Below are 15,764 nucleotides of genomic sequence, written 5' to 3' on the forward strand. Positions count from 1 at the left end.
GTTGAATGTACTCTTTCTCGATAGCGATTAACGTATCGAAGTTTAATATTTGTTGTTGTATCGAGTTGATCATTTTTTAGCCTTTCCGTGGCAAACAATCGTTCAGGTGTTTCTGCTGATCCTGCTGAGCGTTAGCTAGCTTTCTAGGTCGAGCGTACTCCACATTTTATTTGCGTGCCATGTTTTGGCCACCATTTGAGTCCGATTTGCTGGCTAGGGAGGAATGCGTTGCGTTTCTCAGAGGTGGGGGCGGATTGATTTTCTTTCGGTGTCCCCTCCTGAGTAAGATTTACACCCTCTGATCTATCGACAGGAGGACCCTTCGCCTAGAGGTTGAACTGCCAGGATTTCCCTAAGCGAAAAGCGAGCAAATGCATGGTCAGCAGATAGTAATAGCGCGTCGATTCAGCGTGCGGGCTCAAGTGGTGGTTCAGAAACCATGCGAGATGCTTTTGCTGCCATGCCCATGGATTATCTCGGCTCCAGCGTTCAGAAATGGCTGCTTGAATAGTCTTGGCCTGGTGGATGTGACGTTCGCGTGTGGCATGTGCTCCAGTCAGCACCCCAGCCAAGAAGATCTCCATATCGAATGGTTTATTCATACCCGGCCACCGATATACGCCGATACCACGTCGATTCGACCATGTCCTAGTTCATAGCTGATTTGTACTCGGGCATCCTGATCTAGGCGTTGGTCGAGTTGATAGCAATGGCCACCGTTGATGGGGGCGGGATGGTGGGTGATCTGCTCATAGCGCTCGCACGCATAGGCCGCCCGCAATTCATGGAAGCCCTTGAGGTTGTGCGTATGGAGGATGTCCCTTGCGGGGCGGACGATTTCCCGTTGGAAATCGAAGTAGCTCTCGTTCGGTGCCAGCAGGTTGCGGCTATCGTCGGGTGAGACCTTTTCGGCAAACCTCAGTGCGTCACGAATATGATCATCTACCGTAATCCAACGAGGTGCTGACGCGCCTGAACGGCCACCTTTGGTGCCGTCCTGGATGTTGATCCTCCCGAGCTGCTCGGCTTCCCGTTGCAGTCGAGGAAGGTCGGCCAAAATCGCCTCACGCAAACGCATACCGGTGGCTCGCGCTAACTGAGCGATGGCCGCGACGCGCGTCTGCTGGTTTTCGCAAAGTACCTCTACGATCCGCTTCACCTGTTCGCGGTCTTGGCCTTGCGGCACTGACCGACGAACAGCGGTGCGCCGCATTCCCAGCGCCTTACTCGGGCTCGGCACTTTCACATACTGATCACCGCGAAGCACGGCCATGGTTCGATTCACACTGGACAACCGGTTTTGCGCAGTGGCGATAGCGAGCTCACCTTGTTCAACTTGTTGGCGCAGATGTCCGGTGTAGTCCAGCAAGGTCTGCCGATCAATCTGTCGCGCATCGTTGAAGCCTGGCCCATGCTCCGACCGACACCAGCGTACAAACGCCAGCCACCGATCACTGTGCGCTTTGACCGTCCCGTAATGCCCACCGCCAAACAGATCTTTTAGCGCTTGCGGCCCGGCGTAGCTCAGTTGCCGGCCATAGCCAAAATTGCGCCCATCTCGTCTACCGACCAATGCCATGATCAAACGCCTCTCGAAGCCAAAACTTTTAAAACTTTCCCCACGTCATCCCGCCACGAATGTTGAGTGTTATCAGGGATCAAGGCCCCTGCGACTTGTGAGGGTTGTCCACTAACGCGGGACTGGCGGATCTTTACGACCGGGAGCTTGGGCATCTCATGATCTGGCCTCCTGAGCACTTCCGAGGAAGTGGGCGGGTGGAGGCTGCACTGGCTGACGAGACCAGCGCCGCAAGATCCTGAGTCGGGTGAAGGCAGTGATGCGATGACCGGGGCATGCCTGACTGTCAGTCAGGTGCAGTCCATTCCGTAGGCTGCGGCACCATCATCTGCATCGCTGTTGCGTGTGACTTCGGTGTTGTCACGCCGATTGTCACGAGGGGGAATGCCGCAATGCCTTGTACGAGTTGGGCTGCAGCAGCGTTAGGAGCGCCCGTCTCTTTCCAGAAGAAAGAGACGGGCGCAGGTTGGCGCAGTGAAATGGCCAAGCGGAAAGGTTGCTGCAGGGCAGCTGGGTAGGGGGATGTATTTGCCGCAATGGCAATGATCTGGAGTAGGCATCCATCACTCGGCGAGTGACCGTGCGAGCCGCCGGACGCTAATCGCACTTTTGGAGAACCACCACGGTGTGGCGTAGCCTTAAAGGTTCTGGCTACCTGGGTTGCTGTCAACGACAGCTCTTTGCCCGGTCTTTTCTACGCTTGTGGATAATTTGGGTCAAGGCCCGAATTTTCGGGCGTTCTACGGCTGTGGATGAAACTATCCACCGGTGGAAATCGGTGGTTTTCCACAGACAGTTTGCGTGGGCTTTAGATTTTTTAAGTGAGGTCCATCCAAGCGGGGCGGCTTTGCAGCCCCGCTTGGATGGACCCGCGTGGAAGGGCGGGCTGCGGTGATCTCATTGGCTTACCCATGTTTGGATGCGCCACGGCTATTTTGTAGGGCGGTGATGTTGTCGCCGACTGGATGAGCGAATTCGTGGGGCGTCACATGCCCATGGCGGTTAGCATCGATGTAGTTGCTCCACCACGCCATGATCAGCCGACGCTGTTCCAGAAATTCAGCTTTGTGGATATACGCGGCGCGTACGCGGTTGCGTTCCTTGTGGCTCATTTGTCTTTCGATGGCTGCGTCGGTCCATAACCCGGACTCCAGCAGGGCGCTACAGGCCATGGTCCTGAAGCCGTGGCCGCACACGTCCTTGCTGGTGTCATAGCCGACGTTGCGGAGCATGGTGTTCACCGTGTTCTCGGACATGGGCTTCCAGTACTTGTGGTCGCCCGGTAGCACCAACTCTGAAAAGCGACTGAGGCTGAGCAGGCGCTCCAGTATTTCGATGACCTGCGGCGATAGCGGAACCATTTGAATGTCGCCGTTCATCTTGGTCCCGCGTGTGGAGTTGCGTACCCCTTCAATCGGTGCGCGCGTATCGGGGATTTCCCACATGGCGCGTTGGAGGTCAAACTCACTCCATCGCGCGAAGCGCAGTTCGCTGGAGCGGACGAATACATGCAGTGTGAGCAGGACGGCGAGGCGCGTCAGCTCGCGGCCTTTGTAGTTGTCGATACGGTGTAGCAGTTCGGGTAGGCGGTTGAGGGAGAGGGCCGGGCGATGGACAGTGCGCGGCGCGTGAATCGAGCCTGCCAGATCCAGTGCAGGATTCATGGTGATCTGCCGAGCCCTTTTGGCCCCGCGCATGATGGTGGATAAGTAGTTCTGTACCCTTAACGCTACATCCATGGTGCCGCGTTCCTTGATGCGCTGGGTGATCTCTAGCAGGTCGTGGGTATCGAGTTCAGCGATGGGTCGTTGGCCGATCAGCGGGAAGACGTGGGTGCGCAGTCGGCTCATTACGGTTTTTGCGTGGCCTTCGGTCCAGCGGCGGGACATATCAGCGTGCCACTCCAGGGCGATGGTTTCGAAAAGCAGTGCCGCCCGCTGGGCTACGATCTTGGCCTTCTTCTTTTCTTCCATTGGGTCGAGGTTGTCGAGCAGCAACGCCTTGGCTTCGTCTCGCTTACGTCGTGCGACGGAAAGGGTAACGATGGGGTAATTGCCAATGATGAGCGTACCTTCCTTGCCGCTGGGCTTGGTGTACTTCAAGCGCCAGGTCTTCACGCCATTGGGTTTGACGAAAAGGTACATGCCGCCGCCGTCGAACAGTTTGTAGGCGCGTTCGCGGGTTTTGGCCGTGCGGCATTGCAGGTCGCTGAGGGGGATCGCTAGACGTGGCATAGGGGTACGCGCTCCTGATCGGGAAATCGCAGTACCCCTAACATACCCTCGGGGAAGGGGGATTTTGTTGGATCCCGACGGAGGGTCCTGGAACGAAAAAACCCGCCAAAGGGCGGGTTTTCGGGGCTTCCAGAGCATTCGGTGGAATGCAATGGAGCCTAATGTGGTGCCGGCACCAGGAGTCGAACCCGGGACCTACTGATTACAAGTCAGTTGCTCTACCAACTGAGCTATACCGGCGTGTTAGGGCGACGATTATAGCGATTGGAAAGGTTCTGTAAACCCCTGAATTCTGACTATTTTTGCAGAACCCAAGGTTTTTTCATCCGCGCCCCTTTTTCCGATCAGCAAGGGTAGGATTCTTCCTGGGTCGCTGAAGGGTCTAACCCGGTGCAATCTCATCCCATCCAAAGGACGCCCCACGTGAAACGGTCGCTTCGTTATTACCTTCTACCGCGACGCGCAGCAGACTCAGGTGATCCAGACCGAGCAGGGTTCATGGTCAGCGGCCAATGGCAAGAATGAGTTGCGCACGGACGGCGTACGTTCGCCGGATGTGTACACCTATAAGCTGCTCGACGCCGATACCGTTCACTACGTGAGTGTGTCGTCGGACCCTACCAGCGATTGCCAGGATGACTACGCGTTCACCGAGTGCCGCGTACGCCAATAAGGCAGGCCCGCTCCAATACTGGGCGCCCGGGTGCCCAGTTGTTATGGGTATCAACGCCCCTTCCCACAGTTCTTCTCGAACTTCTTGTAGTCCACTGCCTATCTCTGTCGGCATTTGCAGCAAAAGCCAACAGCCAACAGGCTGACTGCGATCAATTTAGTTTAGTTAATGGGCGGTATCCTCCGGGCTTAGCAGATTGAGTGCCCTAGGGGAGTCGTGCGGCGCGGGTTTTGCTTCGCTGTCCAGCGAGGCGCCGCCTGTACGCACCGATACACGGGCCGTGGCTTCGCGGGTGATTCGAATCAACCGCTCGGCTGGTTTTCCCTTGAATACAGGTGAGGTTTCCGTATTCTGTTGCGCGATATAAACCGTCAGATTAATCGCGGTTTGATGTAGGTAATTTTTCGAGACCATGTTGGGCAATCGAATATTTATTGATGGGTATGTCAGTTTTGCGCCGTTGTTGTCCACGCAGACAGCAATTTTCGCGAAATAACAGCGCAAGTTCATGTTCTTACAGCGAATGAATTTTTTATCACGCAAAAGTCATAAAAATGGCGCTATGCCGTTCGTCGGATTAATTTGAACTAAAAGCATCAAAATACTGACACCATCAATGTGATATCACAGAATGCGCCCGACACCACATAACTAGAAAAATACAAGGTCAGCTTATTGCTGACCTTTTTATCGCCTTTAGAGCGCAAACAGGTGGGGAGGGGCAGTGAGTGAGTCGAGCAGATGACATTTCAAAACTATTCAACAAGCTGGGTGCCAACCCGAGTGGCTACCGCGAGATCGACTTTGTCCATGAGTTTATCGAGGACGATGTAGAGGTTCTCGAGACCCCAGTAGTCACTCAAGCCCTGCCTGTGATCGAAGCGCCTTCAGCGCCTTTGTTGCGTCTGCTGGAGGAGCTGAGCCAAGGCGAAGCCGACCACCTGCGGCCGCCCGAAGTGATGGAGGGGCGTGACGGTGAAGTGTATTCGGAGCAATCCAACCCCAACGTCGTGGTGGTTGTCTCGGTGAAAGGCGGCGTCGGTCGCAGTACCCTGACCGCCGCGATTGCCAGCGGCCTGCAGCGCCAGGGTCGCCCGGCGCTCGCCCTGGACCTGGACCCGCAGAATGCTTTGCGTCATCACCTGTGCCTTGGCCTCGACATGCCTGGCGTCGGCGCGATCAGCTTGCTCAATGAAAGCTGGGAAGCCCTGCCTGAACGCGGTTTTGCCGGTTGCAGGCTGGTGGCATTTGGCAGCACCGGCCATGAGCAGCAGCAGAGTCTGAACCGTTGGTTGGGTGAGGATAGCGAGTGGCTGGGCAAACGATTGGCCAGCCTTAAATTGAATGGCCAGGACACTGTGATCATCGACGTCCCGGCCGGCAATACCGTGTACCTCGGCCAGGCCATGTCGGTGGCCGATGCGGTGCTGGTAGTCGTGCAGCCGGATGTGGCCTCGTTCAGCACCCTCGACCAGATGGACAGTGTGCTTGCGCCGTACTTCACTCGCGAAAAACCGCCACAGCGCTTCTACGTGATCAACCAATTGGACGCGGCCCACCGCTTCAGCCTGGACATGGCCGAGGTGTTCAAGACCCGTCTGGGTGCTGCCCTGCTGGGGACGGTTCACCGCGACCCCGCGTTCAGTGAAGCCCAAGCCTACGGTCGCGATCCCCTCGACCCCACCGTCAACAGTATCGGCAGCCAGGACGTCCACGCCCTGTGCCGCACCTTGCTCGAACGCATCGACTCGGACCTTCCATGACCGACAATACGTCCTCCACGCCCTTCGTCGAAGGGCGCGCTGAACAGCGCCTAAATGGCGCGATTGCGCGCTTCAATCGGTGGCCTGCGGCGCTGCGTACGGTACTGGTTGTTGCCAGTTGCGTGCTCGGGGCCCTGCTGTTGCTGGGTATTATCAGCGCACCGCTCGACCTCTACAGCCAATGCCTGTTTGCCGGCGTGTGCTTCTTGGCGGTGCTGGTGCTGCGCAAAATTCCCGGACGCCTGGCGATCCTCGCGCTGGTGGTGCTGTCGCTGGTGGCGTCGTTGCGCTACATGTTCTGGCGGCTCACCTCCACCCTCGGGTTCGAGACCTGGATCGACATGTTCTTCGGCTACGGCCTGGTCGCCGCCGAGTTCTACGCCCTGATCGTCCTGATCTTCGGCTACGTACAAACCGCCTGGCCGCTGCGCCGTACGCCGGTGTGGCTCAAGACCGAGCCCGAAGAGTGGCCGACGGTCGACGTGTTCATCCCGACCTATAACGAAGCGCTGAGCATCGTAAAACTGACCATCTTCGCTGCCCAGGCAATGGACTGGCCCAAGGACAAGCTGCGCGTCCACGTGCTGGACGACGGCCGCCGCGACGACTTCCGTGACTTCTGCCGCAAGGTCGGCGTGAACTACATTCGCCGCGACAATAACTTCCACGCCAAGGCCGGTAACCTCAACGAAGCGTTGAAGGTCACCGACGGTGAATACATCGCCCTGTTCGACGCCGACCACGTGCCGACGCGCTCCTTCCTGCAAGTGAGCCTGGGCTGGTTCCTGAAGGATCCGAAGCTGGCGATGCTGCAAACGCCGCACTTCTTCTTCTCGCCGGATCCATTCGAAAAGAACCTCGATACCTTCCGCGCCGTGCCCAACGAGGGCGAGTTGTTCTACGGCCTGGTGCAGGACGGCAACGACCTGTGGAACGCCACCTTCTTCTGCGGCTCCTGTGCGGTCATCCGCCGTAAGCCGCTCCTGGAAATCGGCGGCGTAGCCGTCGAGACCGTGACCGAAGACGCCCACACCGCGCTCAAACTCAACCGCCTGGGCTACAACACCGCCTACCTGGCTATCCCGCAAGCCGCGGGCCTGGCCACCGAAAGCCTGTCGCGCCACATCAACCAGCGAATTCGCTGGGCGCGGGGCATGGCGCAGATCTTCCGCACCGACAACCCGCTGCTGGGCAAGGGCCTCAAGTGGGGCCAGCGCATCTGCTACGCCAACGCCATGCTGCACTTCTTCTATGGTTTGCCGCGCCTGGTGTTTCTGACCGCACCGTTGGCCTACCTGGTGTTCGGCGCGGAGATTTTCCACGCGTCGGCGCTGATGATCGTTGCCTACGTATTGCCTCACTTGGTGCATTCAAGCCTGACCAACTCGCGGATCCAGGGGCGTTTCCGTCACTCGTTCTGGAACGAGGTGTACGAGACGGTACTGGCCTGGTACATCCTGCCGCCGGTGCTGGTGGCGCTGGTCAACCCCAAGGCCGGTGGCTTCAACGTCACCGACAAGGGCGGCATCATCGACAAGCAGTTCTTCGACTGGAAACTCGCGCGCCCGTACCTGGTGTTGTTGGCGGTGAATCTGATCGGCCTGGGCTTCGGTATCCACCAATTGATCTGGGGCGATGAGTCCACCGCTGTGACGGTAGCGATCAACCTGACCTGGACCCTCTACAACCTGATCATCACCAGCGCCGCCGTGGCCGTGGCTTCGGAAGCGCGCCAAGTGCGTTCCGAACCGCGTGTCAGCGCCAAGCTGCCGGTGAGCATCATTTGTGCTGACGGCCGTGTGCTTGAAGGCACGACTCAGGATTTCTCGCAAAACGGCTTCGGCTTGATGCTCTCCGATGGTCACTCGATCACCCAGGGTGAGCGCGTGCGATTGGTGCTGTCGCGCAACGGCCAGGACAGTTTGTTCGATGCCCGCGTGGTATTCAGCAAGGGCGCGCAGATCGGCGCCCAGTTCGAGCCCCTCAGCCTGCGCCAGCAAAGCGAGTTGGTTCGCCTGACCTTTTCCCGCGCCGATACCTGGGCCGCGAGTTGGGGCGCCGGCCAGCCGGATACACCGCTGGCGGCCCTGCGTGAAGTGGGCTCCATCGGCATCGGCGGCTTGTTCACCCTGGGCCGCGCCACCCTACATGAACTGCGTCTGGCCTTAAGCCGCACCCCCACAAAACCGCTTGATACGCTGATGGACAAGCCATGACCTCGAAGATATTCGCTCGCCCTCATCCGCGCCGTGCACTCGCGCTGATGATCGCCTCGCTGATGGGCCTCAACACCCTGGCGCAAGCTGCGGAGCAAGCGGCCACCACCGCGCCGGTACAAAGCACCGATAACGGCTACAGCCTGACCCTCAAGCAGTTGGGTCGTCGCGACACGATGAACCTGCAAGGCGTGGAGTCGTCCGACAGCGTCAACTTCGATATCCGTGCCGATGAAGTGGTGAAGGGCGCGCAACTGCTGCTCAAGTACAGCTACTCGCCGGCGCTGCTGGCCGACCTCTCGCAGATCAACGTGTTGGTCAACGGCGAAGTCGCCGCCAGCCTGGCGCTGCCCAAAGACGGCGCGGGCATCCAGCAGGAGCAACTGGTGCAGCTTCCGCCGAAGTTGATCACCGAGTTCAACCGCTTGAGCCTGCAGTTCATCGGCCACTACACCATGTCTTGCGAAGACCCGCTGCACAGCAGCCTGTGGGCCAAGATCAGCAACAGCAGCGAGCTCAAAGTGCAGGTCGAGCCCATCGTGCTCAAGGATGACCTGGCCGTGCTGCCGCTGCCTTTCTTCGACAAGCGTGACGCGCGCCAGGTCAGCCTGCCGTTTGTGTTCGCCACTGCGCCCGACAGCGCCGCGCTGGAAGCGGCCGGTGCCCTGTCTTCATGGATCGGCGGCCTCGCCAGCTACCGGGGCGCGACGTTCCCGACCACCCTCGGTGAGCTGCCGGCCAAAGGCAACGCCATCTTACTGGTGCAAACCACCGACGCACTGGACGTGCACGGTGTTGCGGTCGCCAAACCGACCGGTCCGACCCTGACCCTCATCGCCAACCCCAATGACGTCAACGGCAAACTGCTGATCGTCACCGGGCGTGACGGCGAAGAACTCAAGCGCGCCGCCAACGCGGTCGTGCTGGGCAACCCGGTATTGGCCGGCAACAGCGTGGTCATCACCAAGCTCGACAGCCTGGCACCGCGCCGTCCGTACGACGCGCCCAACTGGTTGCCAAGCAACCGCCCGGTGCGCCTGGGCGAGTTGATCGAACAGCAGAAACTCAGCGTGTCGGGCTACAACCCTGGCGCGATCAGCGTCGATATGCGCCTGCCGCCGGACCTGTTCAACTGGCGTGAAGAGGGCGTGCCGCTCAAGCTCAAATACCGCTACACGCCACAGCAAGTGTCGACCAATTCGTCGCTGCTGATCGGCCTGAATGATCAGTTCATGAAATCCGTGGCATTGCCGTCGGTGACCAACCTGGGCGGCGGCCAGACCCTGCTCGACCAGTTGAAGAAAGACGAAAGCCTGCCGCGCGAAGTGACGACGCTGTTGCCGATCAGCTCGGCATCGCCCAAGTCCAAGCTGCAACTGCGCTTCATGTACGACTACATCAAAGAAGGCGAATGCCGCGACATCATCGTCGACAACATGCGTGGCTCCATCGACCCGGATTCCACCCTCGACGTCACCGGCTACCAGCATTACATCGCCATGCCGAACCTGGGCGTATTCAACGACTCCGGCTTCCCGTTCACCCGCCTGGCTGACCTGTCGGAATCCGCCGTGGTCATGCCCGATAACTTCGGCACCGACGAGATGACCGCCTACCTGACCGTGATGGGCCGCTTCGGCGAAGCTACCGGCTACCCGGCCACCGCCGTCAAAGTGGTGCAGGCCAAGGACGTGCAAAGCGTTGCCGACAAAGACCTGCTGGTGCTCGCCACCGCCGCCAACCAACCGCTGCTCAAGCAGTGGCAGCAATACCTGCCGGCCACCAGCGATGGTGAACAGCACCAGTTCCTGCTGTCTGACCTGCCACGTTATGTCCGTAGCTGGGTCAGCCCGGACCCGGCGGCCAACCAGCACCCAGCCAACGCCGGCATTACCTTCAAAGGCCTGAGCAACAGCACCTGGCTGGCCGGTTTCCAATCGCCACTCAAGAGCGGCCGCAGCGTGGTGCTGATTGCCAGCAACCAGCCGCAGGGCCTGTTGGAAGCCACCTCGGCGCTGATTGGCGGTGACGATTACAAAGACTCGATCCAGGGCAGCCTGGCCGTGGTGCAGGGCACGACTATCAGCTCGCTGGTGGGTGACGAGCAGTACTACGTCGGCAAGCTCAACTACTTCAAATTCATGCAATGGCAGCTGTCGCAGCACCTGGGCTGGATGTTGTTGATCACCTTCCTGGGTCTGGCGGTGGTTACTTCCCTGATCTACCTGTCACTGCGTGCACGTGCAAAACGGCGGTTGGCATGAGCCCGCTCAAGCGCATGGCCCTGGCAGCGCTGGGCGCGGTGATGTTTGCCGGTAGCGCGCAGGCGCAAACCTGTGACTGGCCGCTGTGGCAGAACTACGCCAAGCGCTTTGTGCAGGACGATGGGCGAGTGTTGAACTCGTCGATGAAACCCACCGAGAGCAGTTCGGAAGGGCAGTCCTACGCGATGTTCTTTGCGTTGGTCGGCAACGACCGCGCGAGCTTCGACAAGCTGTGGACCTGGACCAAGGCCAACATGTCGGGCTCCGACATCGGCCAGAACCTGCCGGGTTGGTTGTGGGGCAAAAAAGCTGATAACACCTGGGGTGTGATCGACCCGAACTCCGCCAGCGACGCTGACTTGTGGATGGCCTACGCCTTGCTCGAAGCGGCCCGCGTGTGGAATGCACCGCAGTACCGCGCCGACGCGCAATTGTTGTTGGCCAACGTTGAACGCAACCTGATTGTGCGTGTGCCCGGCCTGGGCAAGATGCTGTTGCCGGGGCCGGTGGGCTACGTGCATCCGGGCGGCTTGTGGCGTTTCAACCCGAGCTACCAGGTGCTTGCACAACTGCGTCGCTTCCAGAAAGAACGCCCGAACGCCGGCTGGAACGAAGTGGCTGAAAGCAACGCGCGTATGCTCGCCGATACCGCCAGCAACCCCCACGGCCTCGCGGCCAACTGGGTCGGCTATCGCGCGACCAGCGCCAACGCCGGGCTGTTTGTGGTCGACCCGTTCTCCGATGACCTGGGCAGCTACGACGCGATCCGCACCTACATGTGGGCCGGCATGACCGCCAAAGGCGATCCATTGGCGGCGGCGATGCTCAAGTCGCTGGGCGGTATTTCCCGCGCAACGGCCGCATCGATCACCGGCTTCCCGCCGGAAAAAATCCACGTGCTGACCGGCGAAGCCGAGAAAAACAACGGCTACACGCCGATGGGTTTCTCCGCGTCCACCATTGCTTTCTTCCAGGCCCGCGGCGAAACCGCCCTGGCGCAGTTGCAAAAGGCCAAGGTCGACGAGGCACTCGCCAAGGCCCTGGCGCCTTCAGCACCCGAGAGTGCGCAGCCGATCTACTACGACTACATGCTCAGCCTGTTCAGCCAGGGCTTTGCCGATCAGAAGTACCGTTTTGAACAAGACGGTACGGTCAAATTATCCTGGGAGGCCGCATGCGCCGTCACACGCTAGCCATTGCGATTCTCGCCGCCCTGGTCTCGACGGCCAGCGTGGCTGAAACCAGCGACCCGCAGTCCCTGCTGATTGAGCAGGGCTACTACTGGCAGTCGAAAAAGAACCCTGAGCGCGCGCTGGAAACCTGGCAGAAACTCTTGAGCCTGTCGCCTGAGCAACCGGATGCGCTGTACGGTATCGGCTTGATCCAGGTGCAACAGAACCGTCCGGCTGAAGCGCAAAAGTACCTGGCCCGCTTGCAAGCGCTGAGCCCGGTGCCGCGTCAGGCGTTGCAGCTGGAGCAGGACATTACCGTGGCTGTGCCGGACAACGCCAAGTTGCTGGAGCAGGCGCGCGAACTGGGCGAGCCGGATGCCGAGCGTGAGCAGGCCGTGGCCTTGTATCGCCAGATTTTCCAGGGGCGTCAGCCGCAAGGCCTGATCGCCCGTGAGTACTACAACACGCTTGGATTCACCGCCAAGGGCACCAATGAGGCCATCGCTGGCCTGCAGCGATTGACCCGTGAGCGTCCCAACGATCCGATCGTTGCGTTGTTCCTGGCCAAGCACCTGGCGCGCAACCCGGCCACGCGGCCTGACGGCATTCGTGCCCTGGCTAAACTGGCACCGAATAACGACGTGGGTGGCAATGCCGATGAAACCTGGCGCTTCGCGCTGATCTGGCTCGGCCCGCCGAAGCCGGACCAGGTGTCGCTGTTCCAGCAGTTCCTCACCGTGCATCCGGATGACGCCGAGATCCGCGCGCTGATGAACAAAGGCATTGCCCAAGGCAAAGGCGGCGGCACCTGGCAGCGTGACCCGCAGATGACCAAGGCTTTCAAGGCGCTGGATGACGGCGACCTGAAAACTGCCGAACCGTTGCTGGCCGCGCGCCTTGCGCAAAAATCCAATGACGTCGATGCCCTCGGTGGTATGGGCGTACTGCGCCAACAGCAAGAGCGTTACAGCGAAGCCGAAAACTACCTCGTCCAGGCCACCCGCTTGCCCGGTGGTGCCGCGTGGCAGTCGGCCCTGAATGACGTACGCTACTGGAACCTGATCAGCCAAAGCCGTGACGCCCAACGCGCCGGCCGCAGCGCCCAGGCCCGTGACCTGGTGGCCCAGGCCGAGCGCCTGAACCCAGGCCAGCCTGGCGCGGCGGTCGCGTTGGCGGGTTTCCAGTCTCAGGACAACCAGTTCGAAGAAGCCGAAGCCGGCTACCGCAAGGTGTTGGCCCGTCATCCCGGTGACCCGGATGCCTTGAGTGGCTTGATCAACGTGTTGTCCCAATCGGGTCAACCGGATGAGGCCTTGAAGCTGATCGACTCGGTCTCGCCGGCGCAGCGCGCCAAGTTCGCACCGAGTGTGAAAATCAACGCATTGCGCGCGACCCAGGTCGGCAAACTGGCGGAGCAACGCGGTGACGTGAAAGGCGCACAAGCTGCCTATCGCCAGGCTCTCGACGCTGACCCTGAAAACCCGTGGACTCGCTTTGCCCTGGCGCGCATGTACCTGCGCGACGGCCAGATCCGCAATGCCCGTGCGTTGATCGACGGCTTGCTCAAGACCCAGCCCAACCAACCGGACGCGCTGTACACCAGCACGCTGTTGTCGGCGCAACTGAGCGAGTGGAAACAGGCCGAGACGACCCTTGGGCGTATCCCCGCGGCGCAGCGCACGGCAGACATGAACGAGCTGGCGATCGATATCGCGCTGCACCAGCAGACCGACGTGGCCATCGAAACCGCTCGCCGTGGCCAGCGCCCGGAAGCCTTGGCATTGCTGGGGCGTTCCGAGCCGTTGACCCGTCAGAAGCCTGAGCGTGTGGCCGTACTGGCCGCCGCCTATGTAGAAGTCGGCGCCGCGCAGTACGGCCTGGACATGATGCAGAAGGTGGTGGAGAACAACCCCAACCCGACGGTCGACCAGAAACTGCTGTACGCCAACGTGTTGCTCAAGGCCAACAAGTACAGTGAGGCGGGCGAGATCCTGCGCGAAGTGCAAGGCCAGCCTTTGAGCGAAATCGGTCGCCAGCGCTATGACGATCTGATTTACCTGTACCGGGTCAAACAGGCGGATGCCCTGCGCGAGAAGAACGACCTGGTGGCCGCCTATGACATGCTGTCCCCGGCCTTGGCCCAGCGTCCCAATGACGCGCTGGGCGTCGGCGCATTGGCGCGGATGTACGCCGCCAGTGGCAACGGCAAGAAGGCGATGGAGTTGTACGCGCCGTTGATCCAGCAGAACCCGAACAACGCACGCCTGCAGTTGGGCCTGGCGGACATCGCCCTGAAAGGCAATGACCGCAGCTTGGCGCAGAGCGCCAGTGACAAGGCGCTGGCGCTGGAGCCGGGTAACCCGGAGACACTCACCTCGGCCGCGCGCATTTACCAAGGGCTGGGCAAGAACAGCGAAGCTGCCGAGTTGCTGCGCAAGGCCCTGGCGATTGAAAACGCCATGAAGGCCAAGACCCAAGTGGCCCAGGCTGGCGCTCCAGGAACTTCGTACAACCCGTTCGTAGGCTTGCCGGGCCAGCGCCGCCAGGTCACCGACCTGACCGTTGCCGGCGCCGTACCGCCACCGATCGATGCGCCAACCAAGAGCGTGACGTCCAACGCGTTTGCGAGTGCAACGTCCAACGACCTGAGCGATCCGTTTGTGCCGCCATCGAGCATTGCCTCAATCGACAGTCCCGAGCTGAGCCCGGCGCGGCGTGCACTGGATACCATCCTGCGTGACCGTACCGGTTATGTGGTGCAAGGCTTGAGCGCACGCAGCAACAACGGTGAGAAAGGCCTGAGCAAAATCACCGATGTGGAAGCGCCGTTTGAAGCGCGGATGCCGGTGGGTGATAACACGGTGGCGCTGCGCGTGACGCCGGTGCATTTGACGTCTGGTGCGGTTAAAGGCTTCGCAGCACAGCGCTTTGGCGGTGGGACCAACGATGAGCTGGGCAAGCAAAGCGACAGCGGCGTCGGTTTTGCCATCGCGGTAGAGAATCCTGATCAGGGGTTGAAGGCGGATCTCGGGGTCAGCCCGATAGGTTTCACCTACAAGACCTGGATCGGTGGTGTGAGTGTTGCGCGACCGTTTGAGGCGAATTCGAACTTCCGCTACGGCGCCAATATTTCTCGTCGCCCAGTAACTGACAGCGTGACCTCGTTCGCCGGCTCAGAAGATAAGCGCACTGGCGAAAAATGGGGCGGTGTGACCGCTAACGGCGGCCGTGGCGAGTTGAGCTACGACAACCAAAAGCTGGGTGTTTATGGCTATGCCTCGTTGCATGAAATGCTGGGTAACAACGTAGAGGACAATACCCGCCTGGAACTGGGCAGCGGTATCTACTGGTACCTGCGTAATACCCAACGGGACACTCTGACCTTGGGCATCAGTGGTTCGGTGATGGGCTTCAAGGAAAACCAGGGTTATTACACCTACGGTCATGGCGGTTACTTCAGTCCGCAACGTTTCTTCTCTCTAGGCGTGCCGATCCGTTGGGCCCAGAGCTTTGACCGTTTCAGCTACCAAGTAAAAACTTCGGTAGGTGTGCAGCATATCGAGCAAGATGGCGTCGATTACTTCCCGGGGCACAACGATCTTCAAGACAGCCAGACCGTGGGTAATCGCACCTATGCCAGCGACAGCAAAACCGGCCTCGGCTACAGCTTCAACGCCGCCGCCGAATACCGCTTGAGCTCGCGGTTCTACCTGGGTGGCGAAATCGGTGTCGACAACGCCCAGGACTACCGCCAGTACGCCGGTAATGCTTATCTGCGCTACTTGTTCGAAGACCTGAGCGGGCCTATGCCGCTGCCGGTCAGCCCGTACCGTTCACCTTATTCCAACTGATTAATCGGAGTC

At 60.0% G+C, this 15,764-nt stretch carries 10 protein-coding genes and 1 tRNA gene; 6 read left to right on the forward strand and 5 right to left on the reverse strand.

From position 1 onward, the window contains the following. Positions 1-326: 326 nt before the first annotated feature. From RB216_RS01365 to RB216_RS01380, 4 genes are all read right to left on the reverse strand, one after another. Positions 327-602: a hypothetical protein gene (locus tag RB216_RS01365; protein ID WP_122764515.1), complete on the reverse strand. Its 276-nt coding sequence runs from the start codon at positions 600-602 to the stop codon at positions 327-329. Continuing rightward, positions 599-1,579 (reverse strand): integrase domain-containing protein, encoded by a 981-nt coding sequence (locus tag RB216_RS01370; RefSeq protein WP_308908229.1) that lies wholly within the window; start codon positions 1,577-1,579, stop codon positions 599-601. The genes RB216_RS01365 and RB216_RS01370 overlap by 4 nt, the downstream gene beginning before the upstream one ends. Before the next feature lie 905 nt (positions 1,580-2,484). Next, positions 2,485-3,813, reverse strand: a complete 1,329-nt coding sequence (locus RB216_RS01375) for a tyrosine-type recombinase/integrase (RefSeq protein ID WP_308908230.1) — start codon at positions 3,811-3,813, stop codon at positions 2,485-2,487. A 164-nt stretch (positions 3,814-3,977) separates the two neighbouring features. Continuing rightward, a tRNA-Thr gene (locus RB216_RS01380) sits at positions 3,978-4,053 on the reverse strand. A 235-nt stretch (positions 4,054-4,288) separates the two neighbouring features. Between RB216_RS01380 and RB216_RS01385 the strand changes: the two genes are divergently transcribed. Then, on the forward strand, positions 4,289-4,486 hold the full coding sequence (locus RB216_RS01385; RefSeq protein WP_308908231.1) for a hypothetical protein: 198 nt from the start codon (positions 4,289-4,291) through the stop codon (positions 4,484-4,486). Between the two features lie 165 nt (positions 4,487-4,651). On the opposite strand, the gene RB216_RS01390 is transcribed toward RB216_RS01385, so the two are convergent. After that, positions 4,652-4,996 carry a hypothetical protein gene (locus RB216_RS01390; RefSeq protein WP_236317593.1) on the reverse strand — a complete coding sequence of 115 codons (345 nt, stop codon included), beginning with the start codon at positions 4,994-4,996 and terminating at the stop codon, positions 4,652-4,654. A gap of 218 nt (positions 4,997-5,214) precedes the next feature. Here RB216_RS01390 and bcsQ point away from each other — a divergent pair, with 218 nt between their 5' ends. From bcsQ to RB216_RS01415, 5 genes are read left to right on the forward strand one after another with little or no spacing between them, the layout of a single operon-like run. Next, a complete protein-coding gene (gene bcsQ / locus RB216_RS01395; protein WP_308908232.1) occupies positions 5,215-6,249 on the forward strand; it encodes a cellulose biosynthesis protein BcsQ in 1,035 nt (344 codons plus the stop codon). Continuing rightward, positions 6,246-8,465 (forward strand): UDP-forming cellulose synthase catalytic subunit, encoded by a 2,220-nt coding sequence (gene bcsA, locus RB216_RS01400; protein ID WP_068933761.1) that lies wholly within the window; start codon positions 6,246-6,248, stop codon positions 8,463-8,465. Before bcsQ ends, bcsA begins: the two co-directional genes overlap by 4 nt. Next, positions 8,462-10,729: a cellulose biosynthesis cyclic di-GMP-binding regulatory protein BcsB gene (gene bcsB, locus RB216_RS01405; RefSeq protein ID WP_308908233.1), complete on the forward strand. Its 2,268-nt coding sequence runs from the start codon at positions 8,462-8,464 to the stop codon at positions 10,727-10,729. The genes bcsA and bcsB overlap by 4 nt, the downstream gene beginning before the upstream one ends. After that, the gene (gene bcsZ / locus RB216_RS01410) at positions 10,726-11,922 is read left to right on the forward strand and encodes a cellulose synthase complex periplasmic endoglucanase BcsZ (protein ID WP_308908234.1); all 1,197 of its coding nucleotides are present in this window, start codon (positions 10,726-10,728) and stop codon (positions 11,920-11,922) included. Before bcsB ends, bcsZ begins: the two co-directional genes overlap by 4 nt. Beyond that, positions 11,904-15,752 carry a cellulose biosynthesis protein BcsC gene (locus tag RB216_RS01415; protein WP_028615345.1) on the forward strand — a complete coding sequence of 1,283 codons (3,849 nt, stop codon included), beginning with the start codon at positions 11,904-11,906 and terminating at the stop codon, positions 15,750-15,752. The genes bcsZ and RB216_RS01415 overlap by 19 nt, the downstream gene beginning before the upstream one ends. Positions 15,753-15,764 lie beyond the last annotated feature (12 nt).

This window comes from Pseudomonas canadensis, from assembly GCF_030980095.1.
Classification (GTDB): Bacteria; Pseudomonadota; Gammaproteobacteria; order Pseudomonadales; family Pseudomonadaceae; genus Aquipseudomonas; species Aquipseudomonas canadensis.

What these genes read in the sequence shown, in the direction of transcription:
- bcsZ (WP_308908234.1), top strand. Translation starts at nt 10,726, where the DNA reads ATGAGCCCGCTCAAGCGCATGGCCCTGGCAGCGCTGGGCGCGGTGATG.
- bcsB (WP_308908233.1), top strand. Translation starts at nt 8,462, where the DNA reads ATGACCTCGAAGATATTCGCTCGCCCTCATCCGCGCCGTGCACTCGCG.
- RB216_RS01365 (WP_122764515.1), bottom strand. Translation starts at nt 602, where the DNA reads ATGAATAAACCATTCGATATGGAGATCTTCTTGGCTGGGGTGCTGACT.
- RB216_RS01375 (WP_308908230.1), bottom strand. Translation starts at nt 3,813, where the DNA reads ATGCCACGTCTAGCGATCCCCCTCAGCGACCTGCAATGCCGCACGGCC.
- RB216_RS01390 (WP_236317593.1), bottom strand. Translation starts at nt 4,996, where the DNA reads ATGAACTTGCGCTGTTATTTCGCGAAAATTGCTGTCTGCGTGGACAAC.
- RB216_RS01415 (WP_028615345.1), top strand. Translation starts at nt 11,904, where the DNA reads ATGCGCCGTCACACGCTAGCCATTGCGATTCTCGCCGCCCTGGTCTCG.
- bcsA (WP_068933761.1), top strand. Translation starts at nt 6,246, where the DNA reads ATGACCGACAATACGTCCTCCACGCCCTTCGTCGAAGGGCGCGCTGAA.
- RB216_RS01370 (WP_308908229.1), bottom strand. Translation starts at nt 1,579, where the DNA reads ATGGCATTGGTCGGTAGACGAGATGGGCGCAATTTTGGCTATGGCCGG.